Source organism: Lysinibacillus contaminans (assembly GCF_001278945.1).
Lineage (GTDB): Bacteria > Bacillota > Bacilli > Bacillales_A > Planococcaceae > Lysinibacillus > Lysinibacillus contaminans.
Map to the genome: position 1 here is coordinate 69,350 of NZ_LGRV01000004.1, position 24,899 is coordinate 94,248.

Here is a 24,899-nt window from a genome sequence, read left to right on the forward strand (position 1 = left end):
TTGTATACTATACCCATAAATTAGTGAATAGTTATTAATATTTATCTTATAATTCTCTACTTTGACTATACTTTTTACGATAAGCAGCAAAAAAGAGGAGGCCTTTCAGAAATACATCTGAAACACCTCTCTCTATTAATTTTTCTAACTAGTAATATCGATTGTCATTTTTCTCATAAATCTTATGTGCTAAACGAATTGTTGAAACCGCTAGCTCTGCATATGTCACATTACTAGTTGCGTTAAATTTATTATCCTGAGCATCTAGCAGCCCCAGCGAATTGGCTAGCGCTACATAGCCTACATAATTAGGTTGAATTGTGCTTGCATCTGCAAAATTCACCTTGTAAATATCGCTACGTTTCGCGGCTGTTTCAAGATCTAAAGCTCGAATATACCATTCAGCTAACTCTTGGCGTGTTAACGGGTCTTCAACTTTAAAGTTATCCGTTGGCTCTAAAACGCCCATACCTACAGCCTGCTCAACTATTTGGTATAGTGGATGCTTCGAATCGATATTCGGGAAAGACTGCTTCGCTTCATCATCTGTCATATAGCTACCGTAATAACCATATGTCATAGATTTCATGATAATCTTTAATGCTTCTCCCTTTGTTACCGCTTTATCGGCATTAAAGGTAGCTGGATCCTTTACCTCTAAAACTTTCTGATGCAGTAAATAATTTAGCTCATCAGCAGCTGTAGGGTGAGAAATTATTGGCGTATTGTCTTCTGGCTTAATACTATGCAACCATTCGCCAGTCGTAGCATCTAGCTGATTATAAATGACACCATCATACGTTGGTGCATAGACTAAATCATAGTGTTGCTTGTCTTCATTGTCTTGTTTAGCATACTGAAGTTTCGTCTTTAATGCTGCGCTAAACGTTTCTTTCGCTACATCCGGTGCAATGGCCTTGCCTGCAGATGGCCAGTTGTCGAATTTTTGGTGATTAATGTATAACATACGTAAAGAACCGTCTGTACCGATTCCCACACTAATATCGTCACCTGTCACAGGAATATTATTCACAACACGTGGGAAAGTGAAATAATGATAATTACTATACTCGTCAAACGAATAGCCATCCATTGATTTTGCATAATGGTGAACATAAGACGGCGCCCATTCTTTTAAGTAATCAATGGCCTTTGATAGTGCCACTTCTTTTGTTATTTCTGATGCCGACTCATTTGTTTTCATAAATTCTTCACGGAAGTCGTGGAATTGTATAATTTCACCCGTCGCCTTATTAATTTCAATCGATCCGCCTGTACCTCCATTTTTATAACTGTACATATAATGAACGGAATAAATCGTTTCTTTCGCTTCATTTTCTCTTTCATCTACCATTTCAATTGTTAACTTAGCCTTGTCTGAATCAACTTTTAAGAAGGATGTTGCTAATTCTTCTGCCTCCTCAATTGTAATACCGTTCTTTTTCGGTGCAAGTGGCTGCGCCGATAGCTTTTCAACCGTTTGTGCCTTAGGTGCTAGTGTCGAGAAGCCATTTGTTGTTTGCCACTGGCCTGTTAATGCATGTACACCATTAAAGCTTTGAATTGGCAAGTAAACAAGCTTTACTTCACGCTCGTCCGTCGTAAAATCATAGTCTATAGAATAACGTAATTCGACAGCTAGATTATCACGCATTTGGCTCAGTACATCCGTCTCGCTTTTCTTTTGCTCTAAACTATCAAATGTCGCCTTTTTCCCTGTGTACGAATTACTATACATACTGTTAATAACACCATTACCCAGAACATCAATTGAAATATATTGATCGCTAATCGGCACACCATTTTGTGTTGGCATGTAACTAAATGAATAGCGTGTTGGCTCTGATAATGGGCGACTTATATAGTAATCGTACCCTTGGCTGTCTTCCTGTAATTTATAGTTCGATGCATTCGGGAACTTCTTTAAAAAGTTCTGTGCAATTTTTTGCGCCTCGTCCTTTGAGATTTTTGCTGGGAAAAGCGCGTCCGTCAAGTCTGCAGGTGTATAGTGGAAATTCTCTAACTCTAAGTCATCACCTTTTAAAGTGAAACTACCATAAATGTTTTTTCCATTAACAAATTTATCAAAGTATAATTCATGGCGAATCACCTTATCGTCAGAATAATAGTGTCCACCACCCACTTTGAAATCATTATCTGTTAAGAAGTTAAACTCATCCGGGAATAGCGTACGGATTTTTTTAATAAGCTCATTTTTGGTTACCTTTGTGTCCGCTTCTGCCACTTGAATTTCAATTTTCATTGATGACTCATTCGCAGGTATCGATGCTTGTGCAACTGGCGAAAGCACCCCAAACGAAAATGCCGTAGATGTTAAAATGACACCCAACTTTTTAAATTTACCCAAAATAACCCTCCTATAATACTATTTACCATAATTGTATAGTAAATTACCATATTTGTGAATGATCATAAGTATTTATCTTATAATTCATACAATTAGGCACTACTATTTTCTATAGCAGGAAAAAGGGGATGTTCGTCATCTCCACGACTCCCCTCGTTCCTCATTTTTTAACCACATTGAAGTTAGAGCCGATTAGCAGCCAGTTTTGCGGGAATGGTAAGCCCAGCTTCCAATAACCTACACCGCGGAGCTGATACTGCTTGACTAAATTGAATTTCGCTTGAATAGATCTTGCATCTTCAAACCAAACAATATGTGCTCTCCCTTGTTCGTCATAATATTCAAAGAAAGGGGCTTGGGCTCTCATGTCATACTGAATGGCTGCATTGTATCTTTTTGCTATTTCTATCGCTCTTTGTGGGCTTAGCGCCACCGCATATGGTCCACCTTGTACGAATGGAAGCGTCCAATCATAGCCATATAAATTCTGCCCTAATAAAATTTTATTAGCAGGTATTTCCGTTAACGCATACCTCACGACTCTTTCAACTTCATTAATTGGTGAAACTGCCATAGGGGGTCCTGCCGAATAGCCCCATTCATAGGTCATTAACATAACAAAATCCACTATTTCTCCATGAGCTTTGTAATCATGCGCCTCATACCATGGACCTGGCTGATCTGCTCTCGTTTTCGGAGCAAGCGCTGTCGATACTGTAAAACCAGCTGCATGGAGTTTTTCAACAGCTCTTCTTAAAAAATTGTTATACGGTACCCGTTGATTACTTCCTAAATTCTCAAAATCAAAATGAATATCTTTGAAGCCACCTATACGCTGAGCTTCCTTAATAATGTTGTCTAACAGTAAATCTTGTACCGCTGTGCTTTGAAAAATATCACTTGCTAACTCTCCGCTAAATTGAGAATTTTCTAGGTTTGTAATGACCATCGCGAGTGCTGTCCCTGACTCACTTGCTACTTCTCGAACACCTTGAGATGGCGGTGCTTGTAGGGAACCATCGCGTCTCGCTTGATAACTAAATAATGCAAGATATGTTAAGTAAGGGCCCGCTTCCCTTGCTTGATCTAACAACATGTCACTAACCGTTGTCCCTCTTGGCTCTAAGTATGCTAATATTTCTGCGTTTGTCTTTGGTTGTGATGGAATATAGAGACGCATGCCAACCATTAAAGGTTGATTGGCATTAATGCCGTTCACTTGGGCTAGCGTAGAATAGTTTATTCCAAAGCGCTGACTAATCGACCATAAGCTATCTCCTGGTTGCACATAATAAAAACTCCCCACAATTGGGATGACCAATGCTTGCCCAATAACTAAACGACTTGGTTCAGGTATTTGATTTGCATCTACAATACTTTGGACAGTTGTACCATACATATGTGCAATTCCCCATAACGATTCCCCCGCCTGTACAACATGTATTTGAATGCGACTGCCTCCTTTTTATATGTTTGTAAACAGCACCTATAAATATTATGACTGCCCGGTGGAAAACATGTCTTTATTGTGTGCATACTTAGCACTACCAAATTGACCTTTTTCTTATCCAACACCCAGATGGATCAGTATCTCAACGTAGATTCCGCAGTTTCTTTGAAGTGCTTAGTCCCCGCGCGACAATACATTGAAAATAATATAAAGGCAATTAACTGTAATGCCGCTCCTAGAATATGTAGGTTTTCATACACTGCAGGCTCTGTATTGATAACAAATGACTGTATTACAAATCCACAAAGCATAAGTGGCATAAATTTTTGATACGTTTTAAATGTTTTACTTTCTAATTGTTTATTTTCATGAATATGCAGTAATAATTGAAAAACGTAATACATAAAGACGATTAATAAAAACTGCATTAATTGCACGCCAATTTCCCCAAATAGCTGAGTCTCCAGCCATTTATCTACTTCTACACCAAAAGACATTACCGTTAAAATGATGGCGAAGCTTTTCGACCAACGCTTTAAATTATGAAATGATGGTAAAAGATGAATGCCATATACCAAAAACGCAAACCCGATAAAGTCTGGTAAGATATCAAATAGAGCTCCATTTATATGCAAATCAATAAAAACAAATGCCAGACCCCCTGATAGACAATCGTATGGATCTTTCATCATTATTCCTCCTCCTTCAACTGCACAATATCCTGCTCTGTAAGTGTTGGTAGCATACGTACCATCTCATAGTTTTCGCCTCGGTCACTTCGTAGTGTTAGCAATACATCATATACCTTTTTATTGTAAGCAGGCGTTTTTGAAACATAGGTCAACGCAAACTTTTCTTCTTTTGAAACGGTAAAAGGGAGCACATTTGGGACAAGTGCCGCTTCTGGATAATCTTCAAAACGTTGTGCTTCAAGTGCATTTAACGTTGATTGGGTCATATCGGGTAAACGCATTAGTTTTATATCAATTTGTTGCTCTAAATGATCGGGATAAAGAATGTCGGTAATCGTTGCGTTATGCCATGCTTTGTACACCAAAACTTCATCTAACTTAGAGAGATTATGTGTACGCAGCGACGCTTTTTGTTCTAAAAGCATTCTCTCTTCTGAAGGTTCCATGCCTGTTAATTTTTCAATCGGCGCCACCACCTCTAAATTACCTGAAGATGTTTGAAAAGTTAATGTTGCTTCTTCTAGTGCATCTTCATGTTCCTTTACATACTGTACAATTTCCTTGTCTAGATTAAACAATGCTAATCTCACAGCATAATAACGCAATTCTGGATGTATTTCTTCACCGTTCCACATCGGTTCATCTCCTTCAATCGTATAGGGACCAATTGTTAGGGATTGTATGACTTCTTCACTCTCTTTATTAGTTACATACATAAACAGCAATTGATTATTGGTATAATTAAAAGATGCTCTATATGTCGGTAATACAAGAGGTTCTTCTAAACGAAAGCTCTCTGCGTACACTAAGTTCCCCACCCATGCTGCAAATGTTAATGAAAAGGTCATGTAGACGAGTCTTCCTTTTGTATAGCCCTTTGTATAGACCAATACAATAAACATCAAAAGTGTGAGTAGTAAGCCAAAGAAGACAATTCGAGAAAGATTTCCTCCCTCACTGTTTGTAAGCTGCGCGGCACTTTTCAATTCCAACGGTTGCCCTGTTACAATCATTGCTAAAAAAGCGATAATCGCAATAGTCACAGGAATTGTCAGTATCGTCACAACAGAGAAACGTTTCCCCTTCGTTACATGTGTCTTTTGTAATTTCTGGCGTACCTGTTTTGAAAATTCTATATCCGGGTCTTTGTCAGGACGATTTTTCAAAGCATCCAATAGTTGTCGTTCACGTTCCTCCATCAGTCATCCCTCCCTACTTTTTTCCGAAGTCTTGCTATTGCTCGGTGAAAATCCACACGTACTTTCACTTCTGACATACGGAGAATTGCAGCCGTTTCTTGAATGGAGTAGTCCTTTAGCATGCGGCAAATGATGATTGTCCGATCATGTGATTTTAATGTCATTAGAACTTCCTGTACTTCTTGCCACTCTTCATTTCTCTCCACTATGTCTTGAGGTTTTTGAATTTCACTTACCACAGGCTGTAGGCTAATTTTTTCGCTTAATAACTTTCTAACCTTTTTTCTTCTATGTATATCTACAGCTGTATTTCTAGCAATGGATAATATCCACGTTTTCACCTTACTTTTATCTTTCAAACGATTGAGCTGCTTGAGTACTTTTAGAAATGTTTCCTGCGTAATATCTTCTGCCTCTTGCTTGTTATTCGTATAATAAAGTGCAAAATGATACACATCGCGATGATACGCTTCATATAATTGTTCAATCTGCAATTTTTCTTCTCGCAAAACTTCACCCCACTTTCTCATTTCACTAATAAGTCGCACGAACGAACCCATTGTTACACTTTAATAAAAAAATATATCCATCTATAAAGGGAATCACTGAGCAACAAAATTTAAAATTGCTACTAAATAATTGCTGATTCCTTGAACAGGCATCTCTTTCAATCTGTCCCTCATTTATAGGCATCTCCTGAATCACGTTATACTACAACTTAACTATCTATAAAATGGTTAGCATGATTCGAACAATTCATGAGGGTACAAAGACTACCAACAAGAGATTAAAGACCTTTAAACAATTGGATTAAAATAGTAAAATTTACTTGTTATTTTCAATAACACTAATTAGTTCTTGTTATCTATTATCTCTTACTATATAAATAGAATAGTGATGATGAGAAGAACATATACAGGTTTAGAAAATCTCATAGAAGCACTAGCAGATGGCTTCGGTTACGCCTGTAAGATACTCTCTCTCTCTTTATTCATTTATACAACATATAGTAACTATTCAACAGGAGGTTTTAGTCACATGAAATTACATATTTTTAACTCGAAATCATTATCCGTCATTTTTGGAGCATTGTTAATGTTAGTACTTACGTTTACTTTTTCAAGTACTGCTTCTGCCCATGGGTTCGTAAGTAAACCAGAGAGTCGCGGCTTATTATGCAAAACGGGAGCTAACATTAATTGTGGTGGTGTCCAATATGAACCACAAAGTTTGGAAGCCCCAGGGAACTTCCCAATCGGTGGTCCAGCTGATGGTCAAATCGCAGGCGCCAATACATTTCCAAAACTTGACGAACAATCAAAATATCGTTGGACAAAAGTACCGATGAAAAGCGGTGCAAATACTTTCGAATGGACACTTACTGCAGCACATGCAACAGCTAAGTGGGATTATTACCTTACAAAACAAGATTGGAATCCAGATCAACCATTAAAGCGAGCTGATCTTGAACTTTTCTGTTCGATTAATGACGGTGGCAAAAAACCACCATTCAACGTAAAGCATAACTGTGAAGTACCAGAACGTTCAGGTTATCAAGTCATTCTTGCGGTTTGGAGTATAGCTGATACACCGAACGCGTTCTACAATGTAATCGATGCAAACTTTGATGGGACAACTATTCCTCCTATAGATCCAGGTCCAATTGATCCTGATCCTAATCCGGATACGAATAATTGGAGTAGTACACAAGTTTACGTAGGTGGTAATGAAGTTTCGTATAATGGCTCTCTATACAAAGCTAAATGGTGGACACAAGGTGAAAAACCTGACAACTCAGCTGTTTGGGAACTTGTGAAAGGTAACGGGAGCGAGACACCGGATCCCTCGACGAATGAATGGAGTACTAGCAAAGTTTACTTAGGTGGAGACAAAGTGAAGTACAACGGTAACTATTACAAAGCAAAGTGGTGGACACTAGGCGAAAAACCAGATAATTCAATCGTATGGGAACTTGTTAAAGATAACGATAATGGGGCACCAAATTCTTCGGCGAATGAATGGGATATAAGCAAAGTCTACTTAGGTGGAGACAAAGTAAAGTACACCAATGTTCTTTACTAAGCTAACTAGTGGTTACAAGGAAATAATCCATGTTTAAGTCGTGAGTGGTCGTTTGTAAAATAAAGATTTAAATAAAAAATAAGCTGTATCCTGTCGAGTGTACCCTAATAAGTCTACTCATTTGGGTACAGCTTACTTTATTGAGAGAACTCTGATTCATAAACCCTAACATTTGATATATCTGTTCATCTGTAGATGCATCAATTTTCACATCTTCTTCTTTTTTTGCAATGATAAGAAAATTTCAAAAGCATAAAAATAACCACCTCTCCAATTTTTCGAGAAGTGGTTATTCCTATACTAATTAATTATGAACAAGACAGCTTCATAAAATGGCTTGTGCAGAGTCATACATCATACCGCCTGTAAGGTGAAAGTGTGTAATATCTTTAACGATGTGTTCCAAAAGTGCGCTACATCAAAATTTGCAAAAATGTTCATTGTAACATCTTTAACGGAATTTCATCGTTTTTCATTTGATTGCATTAGCAAAATGTTAGCAGCTATCCACACACTCCTCCTGAGTTAACCACTGAATTCCCCGAATTTATTACTCTAATTGCTAGCTCAGTAAACTCAACTACTAATGTATAAATTCTCTTAGATTGAACACGAAGGAAATCAATAAGTAATGAAAGATTTTCAGGTGATGAGTTATTTATTATCATAACGTACTAAGCCGTAGTTCATAAAAATACTGCACAATTGGATGCTTTAACTTCATCTTCTCTCTCATGTTTAAAATTCGTTTTTTTCCAACCCGTCTGTCCACCAAAGCTAGAATATTCAATAGGATATCATCGCTCTCTATGCTTTCCTCTATAGAAGTGGATAAAAACTTAGTAGCTACAACGATAAAATTTGATTTACTTAATGATGACTGCGCTGACAAAAGCTCTTTTGCATATGCTGATAATTTTCTACTCCTTGCAATTACTAATAGACGCTCCTCCGGAACTATCCCCTTGGTTTCTTTTCTTACCGCTTCAATTTCCTCTTTGTTGATAGGAATTTGGATATTTGAATCATTCTTAATTTCCTGTTCTGTCTGATACCATCTGATTAAGTTAGTACTATCACTCATATTGAGAACATTCTTTTTATCTACCGCAATATAACAAAGTCCTGCTTTATCAGGTAAATAACGGTAGCTGGTTGCACGGTACTCAACCCTTCCGTGTAATGCTGGACAGAGAAAACTCTCCAGATTTTGCTTCAATTTGCTCCAGGACATGTAATTCTCCTTAATTTTTATATTATAAATATTTATTGAGATAGTCGTTCTATTATTCATAATACAATAACCAACTCATCGATCCTACTAAATACAAGGATTAAGTGTGACTTGAATTTCTGATGAAACAATAACTCGTCTATCTCCATGTTACCCGAGAAATGAAAAAAGAAGCCTCCCAAAAGTTCAGTGAACTTATGAGAAGCCTCCGCTAAAATCCTTTATGTTAGCATTTCACTTTCATCTTACATACAAACCCTGTCATATCAATGATTTGAGGGCTTTATTACATCATGCCGCCCGTGAATTGAAAGTGTGTAACATCGTTAACGAGAGGTTCAAAAAGTGCTGTAAATCAACGTTATGCTTGTTACGTTCTGTAACATCTTTAACGGGGATTTACCGCTTTTTATGGGATTGCGTTAGCAAAATGTTAGCATTTCAAGCAGATAATCAGTCACCGTTGTTCACACGCTCAACATGCCTTGAGTAGATAATAAGTATGCTATAGGTACCTGGTGGTCCTTGGAAGAGATAAGCGGCTTTCTTAATATATAGAAGTTTGCAAGATCTTTTGAAAAGGACCCTCAGACCTTGAAATTTATAAAAAACTTCAAATTGACCCGAAAGTCCTTGAATAATACAGGCTTATCTTCTTATCTAAGATGAAAAATAAAAAGAGATTTGTACATGAACAAATCTTTAAAAGCTAAATTACTTTTTTAAATATAACTTCACCTTGTTTGATGGTTTCTAGTACTTGAATGTTTTTGATTTGATCCACTTCTACTTTGAGTGGATTTTTATCAAGTATGACTAAATCTGCATATTTTCCTTTTTCTAAACTTCCTTTTATATCTTCTTCAAAATTTTGACAAGCCCCATTTATTGTCACTGCACGAATGGCATCCATAACAGAGATTTTTTGCTCTTCTCCTAATACACGCCCTTTTTGAGTTTGTCTATTGACTGCATTGTGAATAGCAAGGATTTGATTCGGCATTTTTACAGGTGGATCTTGATGCAAAGTAAAGTTTATTCCTCTTTTTAGTGCAGAGGCTGCTGGTGAAATTCGGTTGGCCCTTTCTGGCCCTAATACAGACTCATAGTGATAATCTCCCCAGAACCAGATATGGTCTAAAAAGAAGGTTGGTATTATCCCAATTGCTTTCATCTCATCTAGCTGATCTTCTCTTACGGTTTGGGCATGTACCATCACAGGTCTTAAATCTTGTTGTTTCCCTGTTTCTTTTAATGCCTCATTATAACATCTAATAAACTGATCTGCTGCTGCATCTCCGTTCGTGTGCACATTAACCTGAAGGGTTCTTTCTATACAACCTTTGAAATAGGCTTTTACATCTTCATCTGTCTGTGTACCATAACCACAATAATCTTCATCTTGTCCTTTAGGCGCTTCATAATACGGCTTCGTTAACCACGCAGTTTTGCCTTGTGGCGAACCATCTAACCATGTTTTCCCACCAAGTAATTTAAAGTGATTCATATACTCTCGTTTGGGTGTGCCCATATCTGTTAATAAGTCAAAAGTTACTTGTTGTACTGCATGTCCTACAATATCTATTTTAAGTTGATTTGCATTTGCTGCTGCCATTAATAATTCATGTATATTTTTATCTACACTTGCATCTTGGGCTGTTGTGATACCATACCCTGCATAAATATCTTGAGCTTTGGAAATGGCATCCATCAAGGCTTCAAAAGAAGGACCAGGTATAAGTTTTTTCTTTTCCGGGTCTAAACAAGCATTTTCTTCCAAAATCCCATTAGGTTCTTTAGAGTCAGGTGCTACTGTTCTTACGACACCTCCTTCTGGAACTTCGTAATCTTCCCCTACATACCCCAGCTTCTCTAACGCAGCACTGTTGACTACAGCCAAGTGTCCTGATGCATGGGTGATAAACATAGGTATTTGTGCTGATACACTGTCTAAATCAAATTTTGTAGGATGCGCTTCACCTTCAAACTTTGTATTGTCATAACCAAACCCAATAATCCATTCCCCTTCTTTAGGAGGGTTATTGTTTAGTTTATCCTCTATAATCTTTAATATTTCTTCCTTTGAACTACACTCACTAAAATTTATAACCGTAAATGTCTGTGCAATAGCAACAAAATGTCCATGCGGATCAATAAGTCCCGGTAACATTGTCTTTCCATTAAGATTGATTTCTTTAGTATTTTCATCTGAAAGTGCACGTATGTCTTCCGTACTCCCCACTGCCATAATGAGACCATTTTCTATTAAGATGGCCTGGGCCACTTCATTGTTTGGATTGACTGTAATAATATCTCCATTGAAGTAAATTATTTTTTCCATTCCTAGTCCTCCCATTCGCTATTCAGTGATATAGTTTTTATTTTTATTTTTGTTTTTAACTTTTCTTATAGATATTAAAAGTAGTGCATATCCGATAACAGTACATACTAATAACGTTATCCAACCTGCTCTAAAGCCAAAATTATCTGCAACCGCACCAAACAAAGTAGAGCCAACGGCAAAACCACAAGCGAAGAATATTTTGATAATGCCCAGTTTTACGCTAGCATCTTTTTTACCAAATACGTCAGATGCCATATAAGCCGGTGCTGACATGAAAGAGAAAACATTTAAGCCATAGGCAATTGAAAAGATAAATGCAAGTCCATGTGTATTACTTGCCATTAATAAAGCGATTATAGCTATTGCTTGAAGCACGAAAGAAATAGTCATTGTTTTAAGTGACCCAATCCTATCAAACAAAGCACCACCAACAACATTGCCAAATAAGCTAAATAAGGCAAATGTTGATCCTAATGTCCCTACTAATGTAGGACTCATCTTTAATTCACCTGTAAAATAAGTAGCATATTGGGTACTAAGTGCTGAAATACCTATAGAAATGATGGCAAAGGCCGCTCCAAATATCCAAAAAGAACTGGTTTTTTTAACCTCTGCTATACTTGGTCCTTCAAGCTCAGCTGCCTCTTCTTTTACATCTGCAGTAACTTTTTCAACTTCTCCCTCTTTAGGCAATCTAATAAATAACAGTATGACCGGCAAACTACATACAAGTGAAACTAAACCAAAAGCAATGTAGCTATAAGTAACACCATTATTTGCTAACATCTGAGAAGTGATTTGTTGTAAAAATATATTTCCTATAGAACCACCAGCAAAGGCCATACCTAATGCTTTACCTCTACCTTCTTTTGGGAACCAAGTGTTTATCACATAAGGAACCCCAAGACCTGAAAATATTCCACAACCTATTTGCAAAATCGCTGAAAACAAATAAAACTGAGGTAAGCTGGTTGCGAAACCAAAAGCTAAAAAGCCAAGACTAGATAAAGTAGTACCTATTATAAATAAAAGTTTTAAATTGACTTTCCCAAATAATTTACCAAAAAAAGGTGAAAATACTGCTGCTGCTATAGCACCAAATGTAAATATTAGTGAAAATGACGCAAGTGAAAAATTGAATTTTTCAATAACATATGGAATAAACAATGGTTGAATATTTTGTGCTATACCAAATGGTACTGCTTGCAGAAACATACATACAAATACCATAAAATATTTCTTTTTGTTACTTCTAATGGTGTCCATTTTTCATCCTCCAAAACCTTATTTTCGTATTTATGTTGAAATCAACCTTAAATTTAATTTCGGTTCTCTCTTTAATTCATTTTCATTAGTTTTTCCTAATCAATTAATAAAATACTTATTCAGTTAAAAAACCATCTTCACCATACGAACCGACATTACTAGAAAATCCAAAAGACCACATTTATACAAAACCGATGGAGGAATATCAGATAGCTGGAAATAAATTTTTCAACGAAAAAGAGTAGTGTCAGATTTCTTAACACTACTCTTTTTGATTTAATTAGTTATCTATCACAAACAGAGAATTTTTAGTTAAATATAAATCTAATTCCATTCTTAGATACAATAGAAGAGAATACTTTGCAATTACCCGAACATATTGTGGCGGATGCGGGTTATGAAAGTGATTTATAAAAAATAAAGATGTTAGTATCCGATTGGTTGGCGTATTTATTTATTTATTTATTTATTTATTTATTTATTTATTTATTTATTTATTTATTTATAATGAATTCTGGAGAGTGCTTTATTGATGAAAGGCTTCAACACAATATTCTCCAGTTCATCATCTTCTGTTCTTAGTAGTGTTGAACAATCTAATTCTTCTTCCTCTCTGAAACAATTAAAGTTAGCATTGGAATAGGTGGTAGTAGAGTAGATTGCTCCTTGCATCGGCTCAATTGACTCCAGATCATATTCCATATTTTTTAGAAAACAAGGACTTGCGAAATGTTAGGATGGCTAGACTGCTTGCAATCGCAAAATTAAACCCTGACTTAACACCACACTCATTGAGACATACACACACTTCACTATTAGCAGAAGCAGGTGTCGTGCTCGAACAAATCATGGATAGACTTAGCCATTCAGATCATCTAATCACCAAAAACGTCTATCTCTACGTGACAAAAGAAATGAAAAAAGAAGCCTCCCAAAAGTTCAGTGAACTTATGAGAAGCTTCCATTAAAATTCTTTATGTTAGCATTTCACTTTCATCTTACATAAAACCCAGTCATATCAAGGGTTTGGCAGATCGAGGAACTTAGGCTAAGACCGCGACGTCCTGTCGCAACGCCTAAGCCACCACATCCTGTGGAAGTTACATCATGCCGCCCATGCCACCCATATCAGGCATACCCATACCTGCGCCTGCTGGTTCTGGAATGTCTGCAACAACCGCTTCAGTTGTTAATAATAGAGCTGCAACTGATGCTGCATTTTGTAATGCTGAGCGCGTTACTTTCGTTGGGTCTACTACGCCAGCTTCAATCATATTTACCCATTCGCCTGTTGCTGCGTTAAAGCCAATACCGATTTCTTCACGTTTTAGGCGATCTACAATGATTGAGCCTTCAAGACCTGCATTGTTAGCAATTTGGCGAACTGGTTCTTCAAGTGCGCGAAGTACAATTTTCAGACCAGTTGCTACATCGCCTTCTTCTTTTTCCGCTACTGCAGCTACTGCACCGTATACGTTTAGAAGTGCAGTACCACCGCCTGATACGATACCTTCTTCAACAGCTGCGCGTGTTGAATTTAGAGCATCTTCAATGCGAAGTTTGCGTTCTTTTAATTCTGTTTCAGTTGCAGCACCAACTTTGATAACTGCTACACCACCTGCAAGTTTTGCAAGGCGTTCTTGTAATTTTTCTTTATCGAATTCTGAAGTTGTTTCAGCAAGTTGTGCACGGATTTGGCCAATGCGACTTTCGATTGCTTCTGCTCCGCCAACACCTTCAACAATTGTTGTGTTGTCTTTTGTTACAACCACTTTTGCTGCACGACCAAGTGAAGTAATATCAGCAGATTTTAGGTCTAAACCTAGTTCTTCTGTAATAACTTGACCACCTGTCAGGATAGCAATATCTTCAAGCATTGCTTTACGACGGTCACCGAATCCAGGAGCTTTAACTGCTACTGCATTAAATGTACCGCGAAGTTTGTTCACTACAAGTGTAGCAAGTGCTTCACCTTCAACATCTTCTGCGATCATTAATAGTGGACGACCTTGTTGTACCACTTGTTCAAGTAAAGGCAGTACTTCTTGGATGTTCGTAATTTTTTTATCTGTAATTAAAATGAATGGATTTTCAAGAACCGCTTCCATTTTATCTGTATCTGTAACCATGTAGTGAGATGCGTAGCCACGGTCAAATTGCATACCTTCAACTACATCAAGCTCAGTTGTGAAGCCTTTAGATTCTTCAATCGTGATAACGCCGTCGTTACCAACGCGTTCCATAGCTTCTGCGATTAATTCGCCTACTTCTTCGTCAGCTGCTGAGATCGCCGCTACTTGTGCAATTTCTTCTTTGTTGCTTACTGGACGTGAAATGGCGTTAAGTTCTGTAAGAGCCGCTGCAACCGCTTTTTCAATCCCTTTGCGGATACCTACTGGGTTTGCGCCAGCTGTTACGTTTTTAAGACCTTCACGGATGATTGCTTGTGCAAGTACTGTTGCAGTAGTTGTACCATCACCAGCGATTTCATTTGTTTTAGAAGCAACTTCTGCTACTAATTTTGCACCCATGTTTTCGTATGGATTTTCAAGTTCAATTTCTTTTGCGATTGTCACACCATCATTTGTGATCAGTGGAGAACCGAATTTTTTTTCTAGAACGACGTTACGACCTTTAGGCCCTAATGTCACTTTGACTGCGTTTGCTAATTTATCTACACCTTGAAGCATTAATGTACGAGCTTCTTCTGAGAATTTAATATCTTTTGCCATGTTGAATTACCCTCCTGAAATGGAATATTCTTTAAGCCTTCTTAATATATTTAAGTATTATTCAATAATCGCAAGAATATCGCTTTCACGTAAAATTAGGTATTCATTGCCTTCATATTTAACTTCTGTGCCAGAGTATTTCGAGAAAATAATGCGGTCGTCAACTTTAACGTCAAGCTCTACACGTTGTCCGTTTTCTAATACACGACCTGTCCCAACTGCTACTACTTTACCTTCTTGCGGCTTTTCTTTTGCAGAGTCCGGTAGTACAATCCCAAATGCAGATTTTTCTTCTACCTCGATTAGTTCGATTACGATACGATCACCTAGTGGTCTTAACAAGTAAAACAACCTCCTATTATTTGAATATTTATTCAAAATTTATTAGCACTCTATCATACAGAGTGCTAATACTCTTATTATAATAATAAAACACCTCTTTATTTGCAAGCAAGAACCTCGAAAAATTTTGTTTTCTTTCCAAATTCCTCTACAATAGAAAGTAAGCTTAAGTAAGGAAAGGATTTTGATGGTGACTATTTCTCAAAAAGCAATTAAGTATAAAAAAACAGCACTCTACGTGCTACTTATTTACATCGTGATGCAGCTATCTAGTATACCTCTTATAAAACCATTTCACCGTGTGGTTATGAGCACAACCGGACTTCCACACGAACAGGCTGCACCTATCACACAGGGCTGGTACATAGCGCTTAGCTTTGCGATTGCGTTAATTCTTATTTTGATCTTAACGTCCCGTGACAAAGCCTTCTGGAATGTATATCCAGGTGAAAAAGCTTCTATACCTCTTACAATTGTATGGGGCGTCGTCGGCTTCTTCCTTGTGTTCTTTGGGCAAATGATTGGGGCAGCTATTGAAATGATGGTATTTGGTATTGAAGGTGGTTCACAAAATACTGCCGATATTGTTTCCATTGCTAAAGGTGCGCCAATTGCCATCCTAGCCATTGTGGTATTCGGTCCTATCTTAGAAGAGTTTGTTTTCCGTCGTGTCGTTTTTGGATCACTCGTACAGACAACAAATTTCTGGGTTGCAGCCATTGTGAGTGCTATCTTCTTTGCACTAATTCACTTTGACTTCACACACATATTACTATATACAATTTGTGGTTTAATATTCGCTTTTTTATATCACCAAACGAAGCGAATCTGGACTTCCATCATTGCGCACGTTTTGCTGAATGGTTTTGTGACACTCGTACAATTCTATGCAGAACCATTGCAAAAGTTTCTTGAACAAGCACAAAAAATACAATAATTGTCTACTAAAATCGCTCAGGATATAGTTATCTGAGCGATTTTTCTTTTTTAATCAGCTCTCCCCTTATCTAATCAATCCTTTCAAAAACCGAATCATCCTTCTACCGAATATAGTATGCCCTCTCTAAATACAAAAAAACCCGTTGCAAGTAAAATGCAACGAGGTTTCCTCAGTTAGTTATTATTCAATTCTTCCATTTGTTTACGTTGTAATTCAAGTGCATCTTCTACCATACGAGCTTGTTCCGCCACACGCTCTTCTTTTAAGCGAATCTCTTCTGATTTCAGATACTTTCGATAACCGATTTTTGCAACCCAAACACTAAATTCATAGAGTACGAACATTGGCACAGTTACGATTAAATGACTGATTAAATCTGGTGGTGTAATCATCGCTGCTAATACAAAAAGACCAAAGTAAGCATATTTTCTATACTTCACCATTATCTGTGGATTTAAAATACCCAGGCGTGCAAAGAATAGTAGAATAATCGGCAACTGAAATATAAATCCAAAAGGCAAAGTTATTTGAAATAAAAATGAAAAATACTCATTAATCCCGATTTCTAGTTCTACATTTAATCGAGCAGATAAATCTATCATGAAGTTTAATACGTAAGGAAATAGTAAAAAATAAGAAAAAGTAATACCAGCTATAAACAAAATAAATGCATATGGAATATAGCTTAATGTAGCTTTACGCTCTTTTTCATATAGCCCTGGTGTAACAAATGCCCATAGCTGATACAGAATAAGTGGTGATGTAAGTAACAAAGCAATATAAAAAATCATTTGAAAATAAATTTTTATAGAATCAGTGACTCTGAATGCGTTTAATTCAAGGCTTTGTGCAGTATCACTTCTTTGTAGGAAGTGTATAAGTGGCTCTGCCAAAAAAAATCCGCCTGCAATCGCAATAACAAAGAAAACGACTACGAAGTAAAGTCGTTTCCTTAATTCTTCTATATGTTCAATGACAGTTTGGTTGTTTGAATTCATATTAGAGACTTCCTTCAATTACTTATCATCGTTTTTTACTTCGATGACTTTCTTTTTATCATCATCATCATCGTCAGCTAAACCTTTAGTAGCGTTTTTGAACTCTCGAAGTGTAGATCCCATCGCTTTACCTAGCTCTGGTAACTTCTTAGGTCCAAAAATCAAGATCGCCACAATACCGATAATGATTAGGCTCATAGGACCAATACCCATTACAGCCACCTCCTCTTATTTCCTTCATTCTACAGCAAATTATACCATTTTACTAACTAATTATATGTGAATTTTTTTCATCTAGATGTCAGTTACTTGAAAAAATAGTACAGTTATTTAAGTAAACCTCCAATATACTATGTAATCCACTTAGTTTTCTTGATTACGAATTAAATAAATTAATGCCTGTAACTCTACCGACAAATCAATTGTTAATAGCTGCATAGAATCGGGTACCGTGATACGCTCTGGCGTAAAATTCAATATGCCCTTTGCCTTCATCGCCGCAAGTCTATCTGCTGTCTTTTGTGCGGAACGTGATGACACTGTTAAAATGGCAAGCTCTGCGCCGTATTCTGCATATTTTTCCTCTAGTAAATCTGGATGATATACAGGAATATTGCTAATCATTTTGCCTTCTTTTGGTGCTTTAGAGTCAAATGCAACAACTATATGAGTATTATGATTTTTTTGAAAATTATATTTAAGTAAAGCATTCCCTAAGTTCCCGACACCGATTAACGCTACTTTTGTCGTTTCATGCTGGTCGAGTGTTTGACTGAAAAATGTAAGTAAATGCTGTACATCATAACCGTAACCTTTTTTACCAAGCGCACCAAAGTAAGAAAAATCTCTTCGAATTGTTGCAGAATCAATTTTCATCGCTTCACTCAATTCTTTCGACGAAATCCGTTCCTTGCCTTCTTGTGCGAAGTTTTGAATAAATCGATAGTAAAGAGGAAGTCTTTTTGTTGTGGCTTGTGGAATTTTTACTTCTTGTTTCAAACTTGCTCCTCCTTAAAAAACATCAAATTCGCCTTGGCGCTTTTCTAGTCTCCATTTCAATTCACAAAATCAGTGACATACGCCGCTAGCTAAAGGTAAATCGTTTCAATCTTACATGACAGCTAGGAATAAGTAAAGCACTGACATTGCAAGCAAATCTCTCATCCAGTACACTAATAAAGAATTGAGGTGTCACGAATGATTGTATTACAAGTCAATCAACTATATAAATCCTTTATTGCAGATGAAATTTTAAGTGGCGTAAAACTAGAAGTTCAACACCGTGATCGCGTGGCATTAGTAGGGCGCAACGGTGCTGGTAAGTCCACTTTACTAAAAATCATTGCCGGTCAAATGTCATATGATTCAGGCGATATTATCATTCCAAAAGGTGTGCGAATTGGTTATTTAGAGCAACATGCCGGCCTAAATTCGACATTAACGATTTGGGACGAAATGATGACAATTTTCGAACCTCTTCGTGCACAAGAAAAATTGCTACGGTCATTAGAACAACAAATGGCAGATCCAGCGGTTTATGAGCAAGCAGAGCTGTATGCAAAAATCATGTCCGAATATGACCAACTACAGCATGATTTTAAAGATGCTGGTGGCTATCAATATGAATCCGATACCCGCTCCGTCCTTCACGGTATGCAGTTCTTCCCAGAAGACTATGACAAGGCGATTAGCTCGCTTTCCGGGGGGCAACGTACGCGCCTTGCGTTAGCAAAGCTTCTATTAAGTAAGCCCGATTTACTTATCCTCGATGAACCGACTAACCACTTAGATATTGAAACGCTATCTTGGTTAGAAACTTATTTAAAAAGTTATGAAGGCGCAATTTTAATCGTTTCCCATGACCGCTACTTTTTAGATCAGGTCGTGTCGATTGTCTACGAGGTGTCTCGCCATCGTGTTACAAAATATCCGGGTAACTACAGCGCCTATTTAGATGAAAAGGCGAAAAACTACGAGCGTGATATGAAGATGTTCGAGCGTCAGCAAGATGAAAAGTCAAAGTTGGAAGATTTCATTCAAAAAAATATTGCTCGTGCCTCGACAACAAAGATGGCACAAAGTCGTCGTAAAATGCTCGAACGTACAGAATGGATGGACTCTCCTGATGGCGATGAAAAATCAGCAAACTTTGGCTTCGCGATTGATCGTCCAAGTGGGAATGATGTACTTTCTATTGATGGATTAGCTGTTGGTTATGGGGATAAACAAATTTCTACTGGTATTACATTACGTACATTCCGTGAAGATCGTATAGCGCTCGTTGGTCCTAACGGTGTCGGCAAATCGACACTACTGAAAACAATCGTGAAGGACTTACCTGCACTAGCTGGTGAAATTCGCTACGGTACCAATGTACAAATTGGTTATTACGACCAAGAACAAGCAAAGCTCTCTAGCAATAAAAGCGTATTAAAAGAGTTATGGGATGAATGGCCTTTAATGAACGAAAAGGATATTCGAACTGTACTTGGCCGCTTTTTATTTAGTGGTGAAGATGTTGATAAAACGGTGAATTCGTTATCCGGCGGTGAGAGAGCACGTCTTGCACTTGCTAAATTAATGATGCAAAAGGCAAACTTCCTTATTCTCGATGAGCCGACCAACCATTTAGACTTAGATAGCAAGGAAGTGTTAGAAAATGCGCTTATTGATTATCCGGGTACGCTACTATTCGTATCACATGACCGTTACTTCATTAACCGCATCGCAACGAAAGTTATTGAGCTATCCGGCGATGGTTCGTTTGAGTATTTAGGCGATTACGATTATTACCTTGAGAAAAAACAAGAACTTTTAGAAATTGCGCAAATGAAAGCCGCATCTCAGCCTCATGCACAAGCATCAGTATCTGAAAAAGCTTCTACTTCTAAAATCGATAAAGAGGCGAAAAAGCGCGAACGCCAAATCCGTCGTTCAATTGAAGAGTTAGAAAGTAACATGCAAGCTGTTGATGTTGAAATTGCTCGTTTAGAAGAAGCACTCTGCGATCCTGAGATTTTTGCAGATCATGAAAAAATCTCACAATTGCAAGGTGAATTAGACACCGTGAAAGAGCAGCATGAGCTACTTGAAATGGAATGGCTTGAACTCAATGAAGAACTCGAGAATATTATTGTATAACATCTTGTAAAACCATGTGCCCTGTCACATGGTTTTTTCTTTACTCACTCTATTTTTTCGTATATATTGGTCAAGTACTATTTTTCGACAAAAAATGCCCACAATTTTATACACACTATGAAGCTAGTAATACCAACATATCAACAGACTTTTCCACACTGTCCACAATTCCAAAAAAATTATCCCACCATTTATTGTGTAAAACTAACCACTATATGTAGAATAATCACAACTTATACACAAGTTATCCACAGTTTGTGCATAAGTACGGATGTTCGCTGTTTTATTCGAGATTCAGTTTGTGTTAGCTGTGGATAATTATTCTGAAAAATATGTCACTTTTTATTTTCTTTTGCGAGACATCTATTTTCGTAATTTTCTATTTATTTTAATTAATTTTGTTTTTGTACAAAAACAAAAGGTATGGCTTTTTTGTAAGCCATACCTTTTCTTATACCCAAGATTTTAATTCCATTCCAGGTCGTCCATTCATCGTTAAATCGCTACGAACACCTGCCTCAAACATAGGTGTTGCCACCGCACCAATCATTGCTGCATTATCTGTACATAATTTTAATGGAGGTACGTAAAATGGAATGCCTTCCGCCTCAAATGTTGCCTCTAGAGACGAGCGTAGACCTTTATTGGCTGCTACACCGCCTGCTGCAATGACTTGTTTAACTTTAAATTCACGAGCAGCACGCACGGTTTTAGCTGTTAAAACTTCGACAACACTGTCTTGGAAGCCTTTCGCCACAGCTTTTGGTGAAATTTCTTCACCACGTTGATCCATATTATGCTTGTAGTTAATGACTGCTGATTTTAAGCCACTAAAACTAAAATCATAGGAATCTTCCTCAAGCCATACGCGAGGAAACGCAACCGCTTCATCACTTTCATGGGCTAGCTTGTCAATTCGTGGCCCGCCTGGATATGGTAAGCCTAGTACACGCGCCACTTTATCGTACGCCTCACCTGCTGCATCATCTCGAGTTTCACCAATGACCTCAAATGAGCCATGTTCCTTCATATAGACAAGCTCTGTATGTCCGCCTGACACGACTAATGCTAGTAATGGAAACTCCATTGGCTGCACAAGAGCATTGGCATAAATATGACCAGCAATATGATGTACTCCTAAAATCGGTAAATTATTCGCAAATGCAAAGGCCTTTGCCGCGTTAATACCGATTAACAGTGCCCCAACAAGTCCTGGACCCTCTGTAACTGCAACCGCATCTAAATCCTGTGGCGTCATATTTGCCTGTGTTAGAGCCTCTTCAATCACAACTGTAATTTGTTCAACATGATGACGAGACGCAATTTCTGGTACAACACCACCAAATCGTTTATGACTCTCGATTTGTGAAGCCACAACATTCGAAACAATTTTTGAACCATTTCGAATAATCGCTGCGGCTGTTTCATCACAACTTGATTCAATAGCTAAAATAATTCGATTTTCCATTATAAATTCACCCACATGACAAGAGCGTCCTCCCCGTTATCTGTATAATAGCCTTTGCGTATACCGCCGTCTTGGAAGGCAAGTTTTCTGTAGAGATTTTGTGCCACACTATTCGTTACACGTACCTCTAAGCTCATGACGTCCATTGCATGCTCACGTGCAATACGCATCGCCTCTCGCATTAATCCTTCACCAATCCCGCGACCTCGCGCAGCATCTGTTACTGCCACATTCGTAATTTGGGCCGCATCGATGACCATCCACATGCCACAAAAGCCAATTATACTTTCATTCTCATCTACTGCTATCAAATAATATGCATATTGATTTTCATGCATTTCATAGTAAAAAGAATCGAGTGTCCACGGCGTAGGAAATGTAGCAAGTTCAATGGCATAAACAGCTTCAACATCGTCGGACGTCATTTTACGATACGTTACCTTACTGCTCATTTGCCTTCTCCTTTTGCTCCTTCAGCCAGTTCGCCTCAGCCTCTGCAATACGCTTATATTGTGGCACAAAGTGATGTGTCGCTTCGGTACTAGGTAGCTCACCCTCACTTGCTAAACGAATCACTTCGCATGCACGTGGTAAATCTGTTGTCATTGGTGCACGATATGCATAGTCGCCAAGTGTTGCTACGATTTTTTCCCAAAACACGTCGACATCTGCTCCAACAAATAATACGGGCTCTGCTAGCTCCTGTAAACGCTGTAATAAGCCGTCGATATGATCATGGTAATCTTCCACTACGGTTTCCAGTGTTGCCCCTTTATAAACTGCTGTATATACATTGCTACGACGTGCATCAAATAATGGGCAAATGAGACCGTTATGAAGGGATACATTCGCTGCTAATACCTTTAAGCTCGATACACCTACTAGTGGTTTTTTCAACGTCCATGCAAGTGTCTTAGCAAGTGTTGCACCGATTCTCACACCTGTGTATGAGCCAGGTCCCTCTGACACCGCAATGGCATCAATATCAACCGGTTTTAGCCCAGCTTTTGCAAGTATCGCCTCGACTGCTGGCATTGCTCCTGCAGAATGCGTTAATTTTATATTTTGTACAACCTCTGCCACTACTTTACCATCCTTCACAATTGCGACAGAAAGTGGTGCATTCGCTGTTTCAATTCCTAACCAAATCATTTCATTAGCTCCTCACATAATGCCTCATATCGCTTCCCACGAGGCGTTAACACAAATCGTCGTTCGTTCTCCCCAATACGGTAAATCTCAATACCTAAACGTTCCTGTGGCAAGTCTTGCTCAATTAAATGCGCCCATTCTACAACTGATACCGCATCTCCGTAAAACAGCTCGTCCCAGCCCAGATCCTCATCACTATCTGCTAAACGATATACATCTAAATGATTAAAAGGTAAACGTCCCTCGTACTGTTTGACGATCGTAAATGTCGGGCTATTCACTGTTCTAGTAACACCCAATCCTTTTGCCAAAGCCTTCGTAAAGGTTGTTTTTCCTGCACCGAGGTCGCCCTCAAGTGTAATTGTATCCTGTGCTTTTAGTAAATTTGCCAGTTCCAGTGCAAACTGCTCTGTATCTTCAAGTGAATTCATTATTTTTTCAAACATTCTCTTTGTTTCCTCTCCTAGCTACATTACCTCTAGTTTACCGAAACTAACGCAAATGTTCAAAGCATCCAGTGTTTTTTGAAAAAATAAAACACGTTTTCCTTAAAGGAAAACGTGTTTTACTTTCTATTTGAATGTCCTTTTAATTCCACAACCTCTTTCGAGAGTAGTTGATCATCCTTAAATTCAATGACATATGCCTGTGTCATTAATATTTCATCTCGCCATTGATATCTATTGTTCTGTATGGCTTCGCCTCCGCCACCTACAATCTCTACAACTTCCAGATAAGACATTCCTTCTTCTAAACTATCGAACTCTTTCTGATTCATATATTTTTGCCAATGATATCTATTGTTTTCTTCAATCTCTAAAATTGGATCTCCGCATCCAACTAATGTCATCATGGCAAATAGCAACATGCATAATTTCCGCATATCTTTCACCCCCGTACACTTTCTAACTGCTTCTCAAACTGTACCTGAGCTATACATGAAAAAACGCAGATTCTTTAAATTTGGACTTTGCACAATAAAAAAGCCCTTATAATAGTTTCCTATTATAAGAACTGTATATGCGTAATGGCGGTCCCGACCGGGATCGAACCGGCGATCTCCTGCGTGACAGGCAGGCATGTTAACCGCTACACCACGGGACCTCTTTAAGACATATATTAATATAACATAGCTATTATAATTACACAATACTTTTTTTCATTTATTTGAGAAAATAATATAAAAATTTTTAATCTTCACTTTGAAAACCAAATTTATCCCTACTATTTGTACCGTTTTTTCATTGATTATGCTCTAATTTCCTCTACTCGAAAAAATGCGCTATAGCGCTCGTTCACATCTGACAGTTTTTCGTGAGCCCTTAGGCGAAAATAAATATTCCACCATGTTCTCCTAAAGGATCAGATCGTGACCTCGGGTATATAGCTATTTAACCTAGACGACTATACCTAAGATTATCCACAGGTAATAAATCTATAATTTCCTTAATAACAAAAAAACAGCCAACATATAGTTGACTGTTTCATGTG

At 37.8% G+C, this 24,899-nt stretch carries 21 protein-coding genes, 1 tRNA gene and 1 pseudogene; 4 read left to right on the top strand and 19 right to left on the bottom strand.

The annotated features are described in order from the left end of the window. Nucleotides 1-148 precede the first annotated feature (148 nt). The 5 genes from AEA09_RS15030 to AEA09_RS15050 all read right to left on the bottom strand — a co-directional run bounded on the left by AEA09_RS15030 (nt 149) and on the right by AEA09_RS15050 (nt 6,218). Nucleotides 149-2,368 carry a PepSY1/2 domain-containing protein gene (locus AEA09_RS15030; RefSeq protein WP_053584784.1) on the bottom strand — a complete coding sequence of 740 codons (2,220 nt, stop codon included), beginning with the start codon at nt 2,366-2,368 and terminating at the stop codon, nt 149-151. Nucleotides 2,369-2,528: 160 nt separating this feature from the next. Next, nucleotides 2,529-3,701, bottom strand: a complete 1,173-nt coding sequence (locus AEA09_RS15035) for a glycoside hydrolase family 18 protein (RefSeq protein ID WP_425412013.1) — start codon at nt 3,699-3,701, stop codon at nt 2,529-2,531. Between the two features lie 251 nt (nt 3,702-3,952). Then, nucleotides 3,953-4,510 carry a hypothetical protein gene (locus AEA09_RS15040; protein WP_053584786.1) on the bottom strand — a complete coding sequence of 186 codons (558 nt, stop codon included), beginning with the start codon at nt 4,508-4,510 and terminating at the stop codon, nt 3,953-3,955. Further along, the gene (locus tag AEA09_RS15045) at nt 4,510-5,709 is read right to left on the bottom strand and encodes a hypothetical protein (protein ID WP_053584787.1); all 1,200 of its coding nucleotides are present in this window, start codon (nt 5,707-5,709) and stop codon (nt 4,510-4,512) included. Before AEA09_RS15045 ends, AEA09_RS15040 begins: the two co-directional genes overlap by 1 nt. Next, entirely contained in the window at nt 5,709-6,218 is a 510-nt protein-coding gene (locus tag AEA09_RS15050; RefSeq protein WP_162212726.1) for an RNA polymerase sigma factor, read from the bottom strand. Before AEA09_RS15050 ends, AEA09_RS15045 begins: the two co-directional genes overlap by 1 nt. Before the next feature lie 529 nt (nt 6,219-6,747). Between AEA09_RS15050 and AEA09_RS15055 the strand changes: the two genes are divergently transcribed. Then, entirely contained in the window at nt 6,748-7,791 is a 1,044-nt protein-coding gene (locus tag AEA09_RS15055) for a lytic polysaccharide monooxygenase (protein WP_082332692.1), read from the top strand. A 664-nt stretch (nt 7,792-8,455) separates the two neighbouring features. Here AEA09_RS15055 and AEA09_RS15060 read toward each other — a convergent pair. From AEA09_RS15060 to AEA09_RS15070, 3 genes are all read right to left on the bottom strand, one after another. Then, a complete protein-coding gene (locus AEA09_RS15060) occupies nt 8,456-9,025 on the bottom strand; it encodes an SF0329 family protein (RefSeq protein WP_053584789.1) in 570 nt (189 codons plus the stop codon). A 709-nt stretch (nt 9,026-9,734) separates the two neighbouring features. Continuing rightward, complete coding sequence (locus tag AEA09_RS15065) at nt 9,735-11,366, bottom strand: amidohydrolase (RefSeq protein ID WP_053584790.1); 1,632 nt, start codon at nt 11,364-11,366, stop codon at nt 9,735-9,737. An 18-nt stretch (nt 11,367-11,384) separates the two neighbouring features. Further along, a complete protein-coding gene (locus AEA09_RS15070; RefSeq protein WP_211263269.1) occupies nt 11,385-12,635 on the bottom strand; it encodes a conjugated bile salt MFS transporter in 1,251 nt (416 codons plus the stop codon). Nucleotides 12,636-13,369: 734 nt separating this feature from the next. Here AEA09_RS15070 and AEA09_RS15075 point away from each other — a divergent pair. After that, nucleotides 13,370-13,603 (top strand): annotated as a pseudogene (locus tag AEA09_RS15075) (tyrosine-type recombinase/integrase); the annotation flags it as partial. A gap of 132 nt (nt 13,604-13,735) precedes the next feature. On the opposite strand, the gene groL reads toward AEA09_RS15075, so the two are convergent. Further along, a complete protein-coding gene (gene groL, locus AEA09_RS15080) occupies nt 13,736-15,367 on the bottom strand; it encodes a chaperonin GroEL (RefSeq protein WP_053584791.1) in 1,632 nt (543 codons plus the stop codon). A 57-nt stretch (nt 15,368-15,424) separates the two neighbouring features. Continuing rightward, nucleotides 15,425-15,709, bottom strand: coding sequence for a co-chaperone GroES (gene groES / locus AEA09_RS15085; RefSeq protein ID WP_053584792.1), 285 nt, complete (start codon nt 15,707-15,709; stop codon nt 15,425-15,427). 187 nt (nt 15,710-15,896) lie between these two features. Between groES and AEA09_RS15090 the strand changes: the two genes are divergently transcribed. Next, a complete protein-coding gene (locus tag AEA09_RS15090; RefSeq protein WP_053584793.1) occupies nt 15,897-16,646 on the top strand; it encodes a CPBP family intramembrane glutamic endopeptidase in 750 nt (249 codons plus the stop codon). Nucleotides 16,647-16,822: 176 nt separating this feature from the next. On the opposite strand, the gene tatC is transcribed toward AEA09_RS15090, so the two are convergent. From tatC to AEA09_RS15105, 3 genes are all read right to left on the bottom strand, one after another. Next, complete coding sequence (gene tatC / locus AEA09_RS15095) at nt 16,823-17,647, bottom strand: twin-arginine translocase subunit TatC (protein WP_053584794.1); 825 nt, start codon at nt 17,645-17,647, stop codon at nt 16,823-16,825. 18 nt (nt 17,648-17,665) lie between these two features. After that, the gene (tatA, locus tag AEA09_RS15100) at nt 17,666-17,860 is read right to left on the bottom strand and encodes a twin-arginine translocase TatA/TatE family subunit (protein ID WP_053584795.1); all 195 of its coding nucleotides are present in this window, start codon (nt 17,858-17,860) and stop codon (nt 17,666-17,668) included. Between the two features lie 150 nt (nt 17,861-18,010). After that, nucleotides 18,011-18,646, bottom strand: a complete 636-nt coding sequence (locus AEA09_RS15105) for a redox-sensing transcriptional repressor Rex (RefSeq protein WP_053584796.1) — start codon at nt 18,644-18,646, stop codon at nt 18,011-18,013. Nucleotides 18,647-18,844: 198 nt separating this feature from the next. Between AEA09_RS15105 and AEA09_RS15110 the strand changes: the two genes are divergently transcribed. Continuing rightward, nucleotides 18,845-20,788 (top strand): ABC transporter ATP-binding protein, encoded by a 1,944-nt coding sequence (locus AEA09_RS15110; protein WP_053584797.1) that lies wholly within the window; start codon nt 18,845-18,847, stop codon nt 20,786-20,788. A gap of 451 nt (nt 20,789-21,239) precedes the next feature. On the opposite strand, the gene tsaD is transcribed toward AEA09_RS15110, so the two are convergent. The 6 genes from tsaD to AEA09_RS15140 form a co-directional block, all read right to left on the bottom strand. Continuing rightward, entirely contained in the window at nt 21,240-22,256 is a 1,017-nt protein-coding gene (tsaD, locus tag AEA09_RS15115; RefSeq protein ID WP_053584809.1) for a tRNA (adenosine(37)-N6)-threonylcarbamoyltransferase complex transferase subunit TsaD, read from the bottom strand. Beyond that, on the bottom strand, nt 22,256-22,708 hold the full coding sequence (gene rimI, locus AEA09_RS15120) for a ribosomal protein S18-alanine N-acetyltransferase (RefSeq protein ID WP_053584798.1): 453 nt from the start codon (nt 22,706-22,708) through the stop codon (nt 22,256-22,258). Before rimI ends, tsaD begins: the two co-directional genes overlap by 1 nt. After that, on the bottom strand, nt 22,698-23,408 hold the full coding sequence (tsaB, locus tag AEA09_RS15125; protein ID WP_053584799.1) for a tRNA (adenosine(37)-N6)-threonylcarbamoyltransferase complex dimerization subunit type 1 TsaB: 711 nt from the start codon (nt 23,406-23,408) through the stop codon (nt 22,698-22,700). Before tsaB ends, rimI begins: the two co-directional genes overlap by 11 nt. Next, entirely contained in the window at nt 23,405-23,854 is a 450-nt protein-coding gene (gene tsaE, locus AEA09_RS15130) for a tRNA (adenosine(37)-N6)-threonylcarbamoyltransferase complex ATPase subunit type 1 TsaE (RefSeq protein WP_053584800.1), read from the bottom strand. The genes tsaB and tsaE overlap by 4 nt, the downstream gene beginning before the upstream one ends. A gap of 119 nt (nt 23,855-23,973) precedes the next feature. After that, nucleotides 23,974-24,291 (bottom strand): arginyl-tRNA synthetase, encoded by a 318-nt coding sequence (locus tag AEA09_RS15135; protein WP_053584801.1) that lies wholly within the window; start codon nt 24,289-24,291, stop codon nt 23,974-23,976. 145 nt (nt 24,292-24,436) lie between these two features. Continuing rightward, nucleotides 24,437-24,512, bottom strand: a tRNA-Asp gene (locus AEA09_RS15140). Between the last annotated feature and the right edge of the window lie 387 nt (nt 24,513-24,899).

What these genes read in the sequence shown, in the direction of transcription:
- AEA09_RS15110 (WP_053584797.1), top strand. Translation starts at nt 18,845, where the DNA reads ATGATTGTATTACAAGTCAATCAACTATATAAATCCTTTATTGCAGAT.
- groL (WP_053584791.1), bottom strand. Translation starts at nt 15,367, where the DNA reads ATGGCAAAAGATATTAAATTCTCAGAAGAAGCTCGTACATTAATGCTT.
- tsaB (WP_053584799.1), bottom strand. Translation starts at nt 23,408, where the DNA reads ATGATTTGGTTAGGAATTGAAACAGCGAATGCACCACTTTCTGTCGCA.
- tsaE (WP_053584800.1), bottom strand. Translation starts at nt 23,854, where the DNA reads ATGTTTGAAAAAATAATGAATTCACTTGAAGATACAGAGCAGTTTGCA.
- AEA09_RS15065 (WP_053584790.1), bottom strand. Translation starts at nt 11,366, where the DNA reads ATGGAAAAAATAATTTACTTCAATGGAGATATTATTACAGTCAATCCA.
- AEA09_RS15055 (WP_082332692.1), top strand. Translation starts at nt 6,748, where the DNA reads ATGAAATTACATATTTTTAACTCGAAATCATTATCCGTCATTTTTGGA.
- tatA (WP_053584795.1), bottom strand. Translation starts at nt 17,860, where the DNA reads ATGGGTATTGGTCCTATGAGCCTAATCATTATCGGTATTGTGGCGATC.
- rimI (WP_053584798.1), bottom strand. Translation starts at nt 22,708, where the DNA reads ATGAGCAGTAAGGTAACGTATCGTAAAATGACGTCCGACGATGTTGAA.
- tatC (WP_053584794.1), bottom strand. Translation starts at nt 17,647, where the DNA reads ATGAATTCAAACAACCAAACTGTCATTGAACATATAGAAGAATTAAGG.
- AEA09_RS15060 (WP_053584789.1), bottom strand. Translation starts at nt 9,025, where the DNA reads ATGTCCTGGAGCAAATTGAAGCAAAATCTGGAGAGTTTTCTCTGTCCA.
- AEA09_RS15040 (WP_053584786.1), bottom strand. Translation starts at nt 4,510, where the DNA reads ATGATGAAAGATCCATACGATTGTCTATCAGGGGGTCTGGCATTTGTT.
- AEA09_RS15070 (WP_211263269.1), bottom strand. Translation starts at nt 12,635, where the DNA reads ATGGACACCATTAGAAGTAACAAAAAGAAATATTTTATGGTATTTGTA.
- tsaD (WP_053584809.1), bottom strand. Translation starts at nt 22,256, where the DNA reads ATGGAAAATCGAATTATTTTAGCTATTGAATCAAGTTGTGATGAAACA.
- AEA09_RS15135 (WP_053584801.1), bottom strand. Translation starts at nt 24,291, where the DNA reads ATGCGGAAATTATGCATGTTGCTATTTGCCATGATGACATTAGTTGGA.
- AEA09_RS15090 (WP_053584793.1), top strand. Translation starts at nt 15,897, where the DNA reads ATGGTGACTATTTCTCAAAAAGCAATTAAGTATAAAAAAACAGCACTC.
- AEA09_RS15045 (WP_053584787.1), bottom strand. Translation starts at nt 5,709, where the DNA reads ATGGAGGAACGTGAACGACAACTATTGGATGCTTTGAAAAATCGTCCT.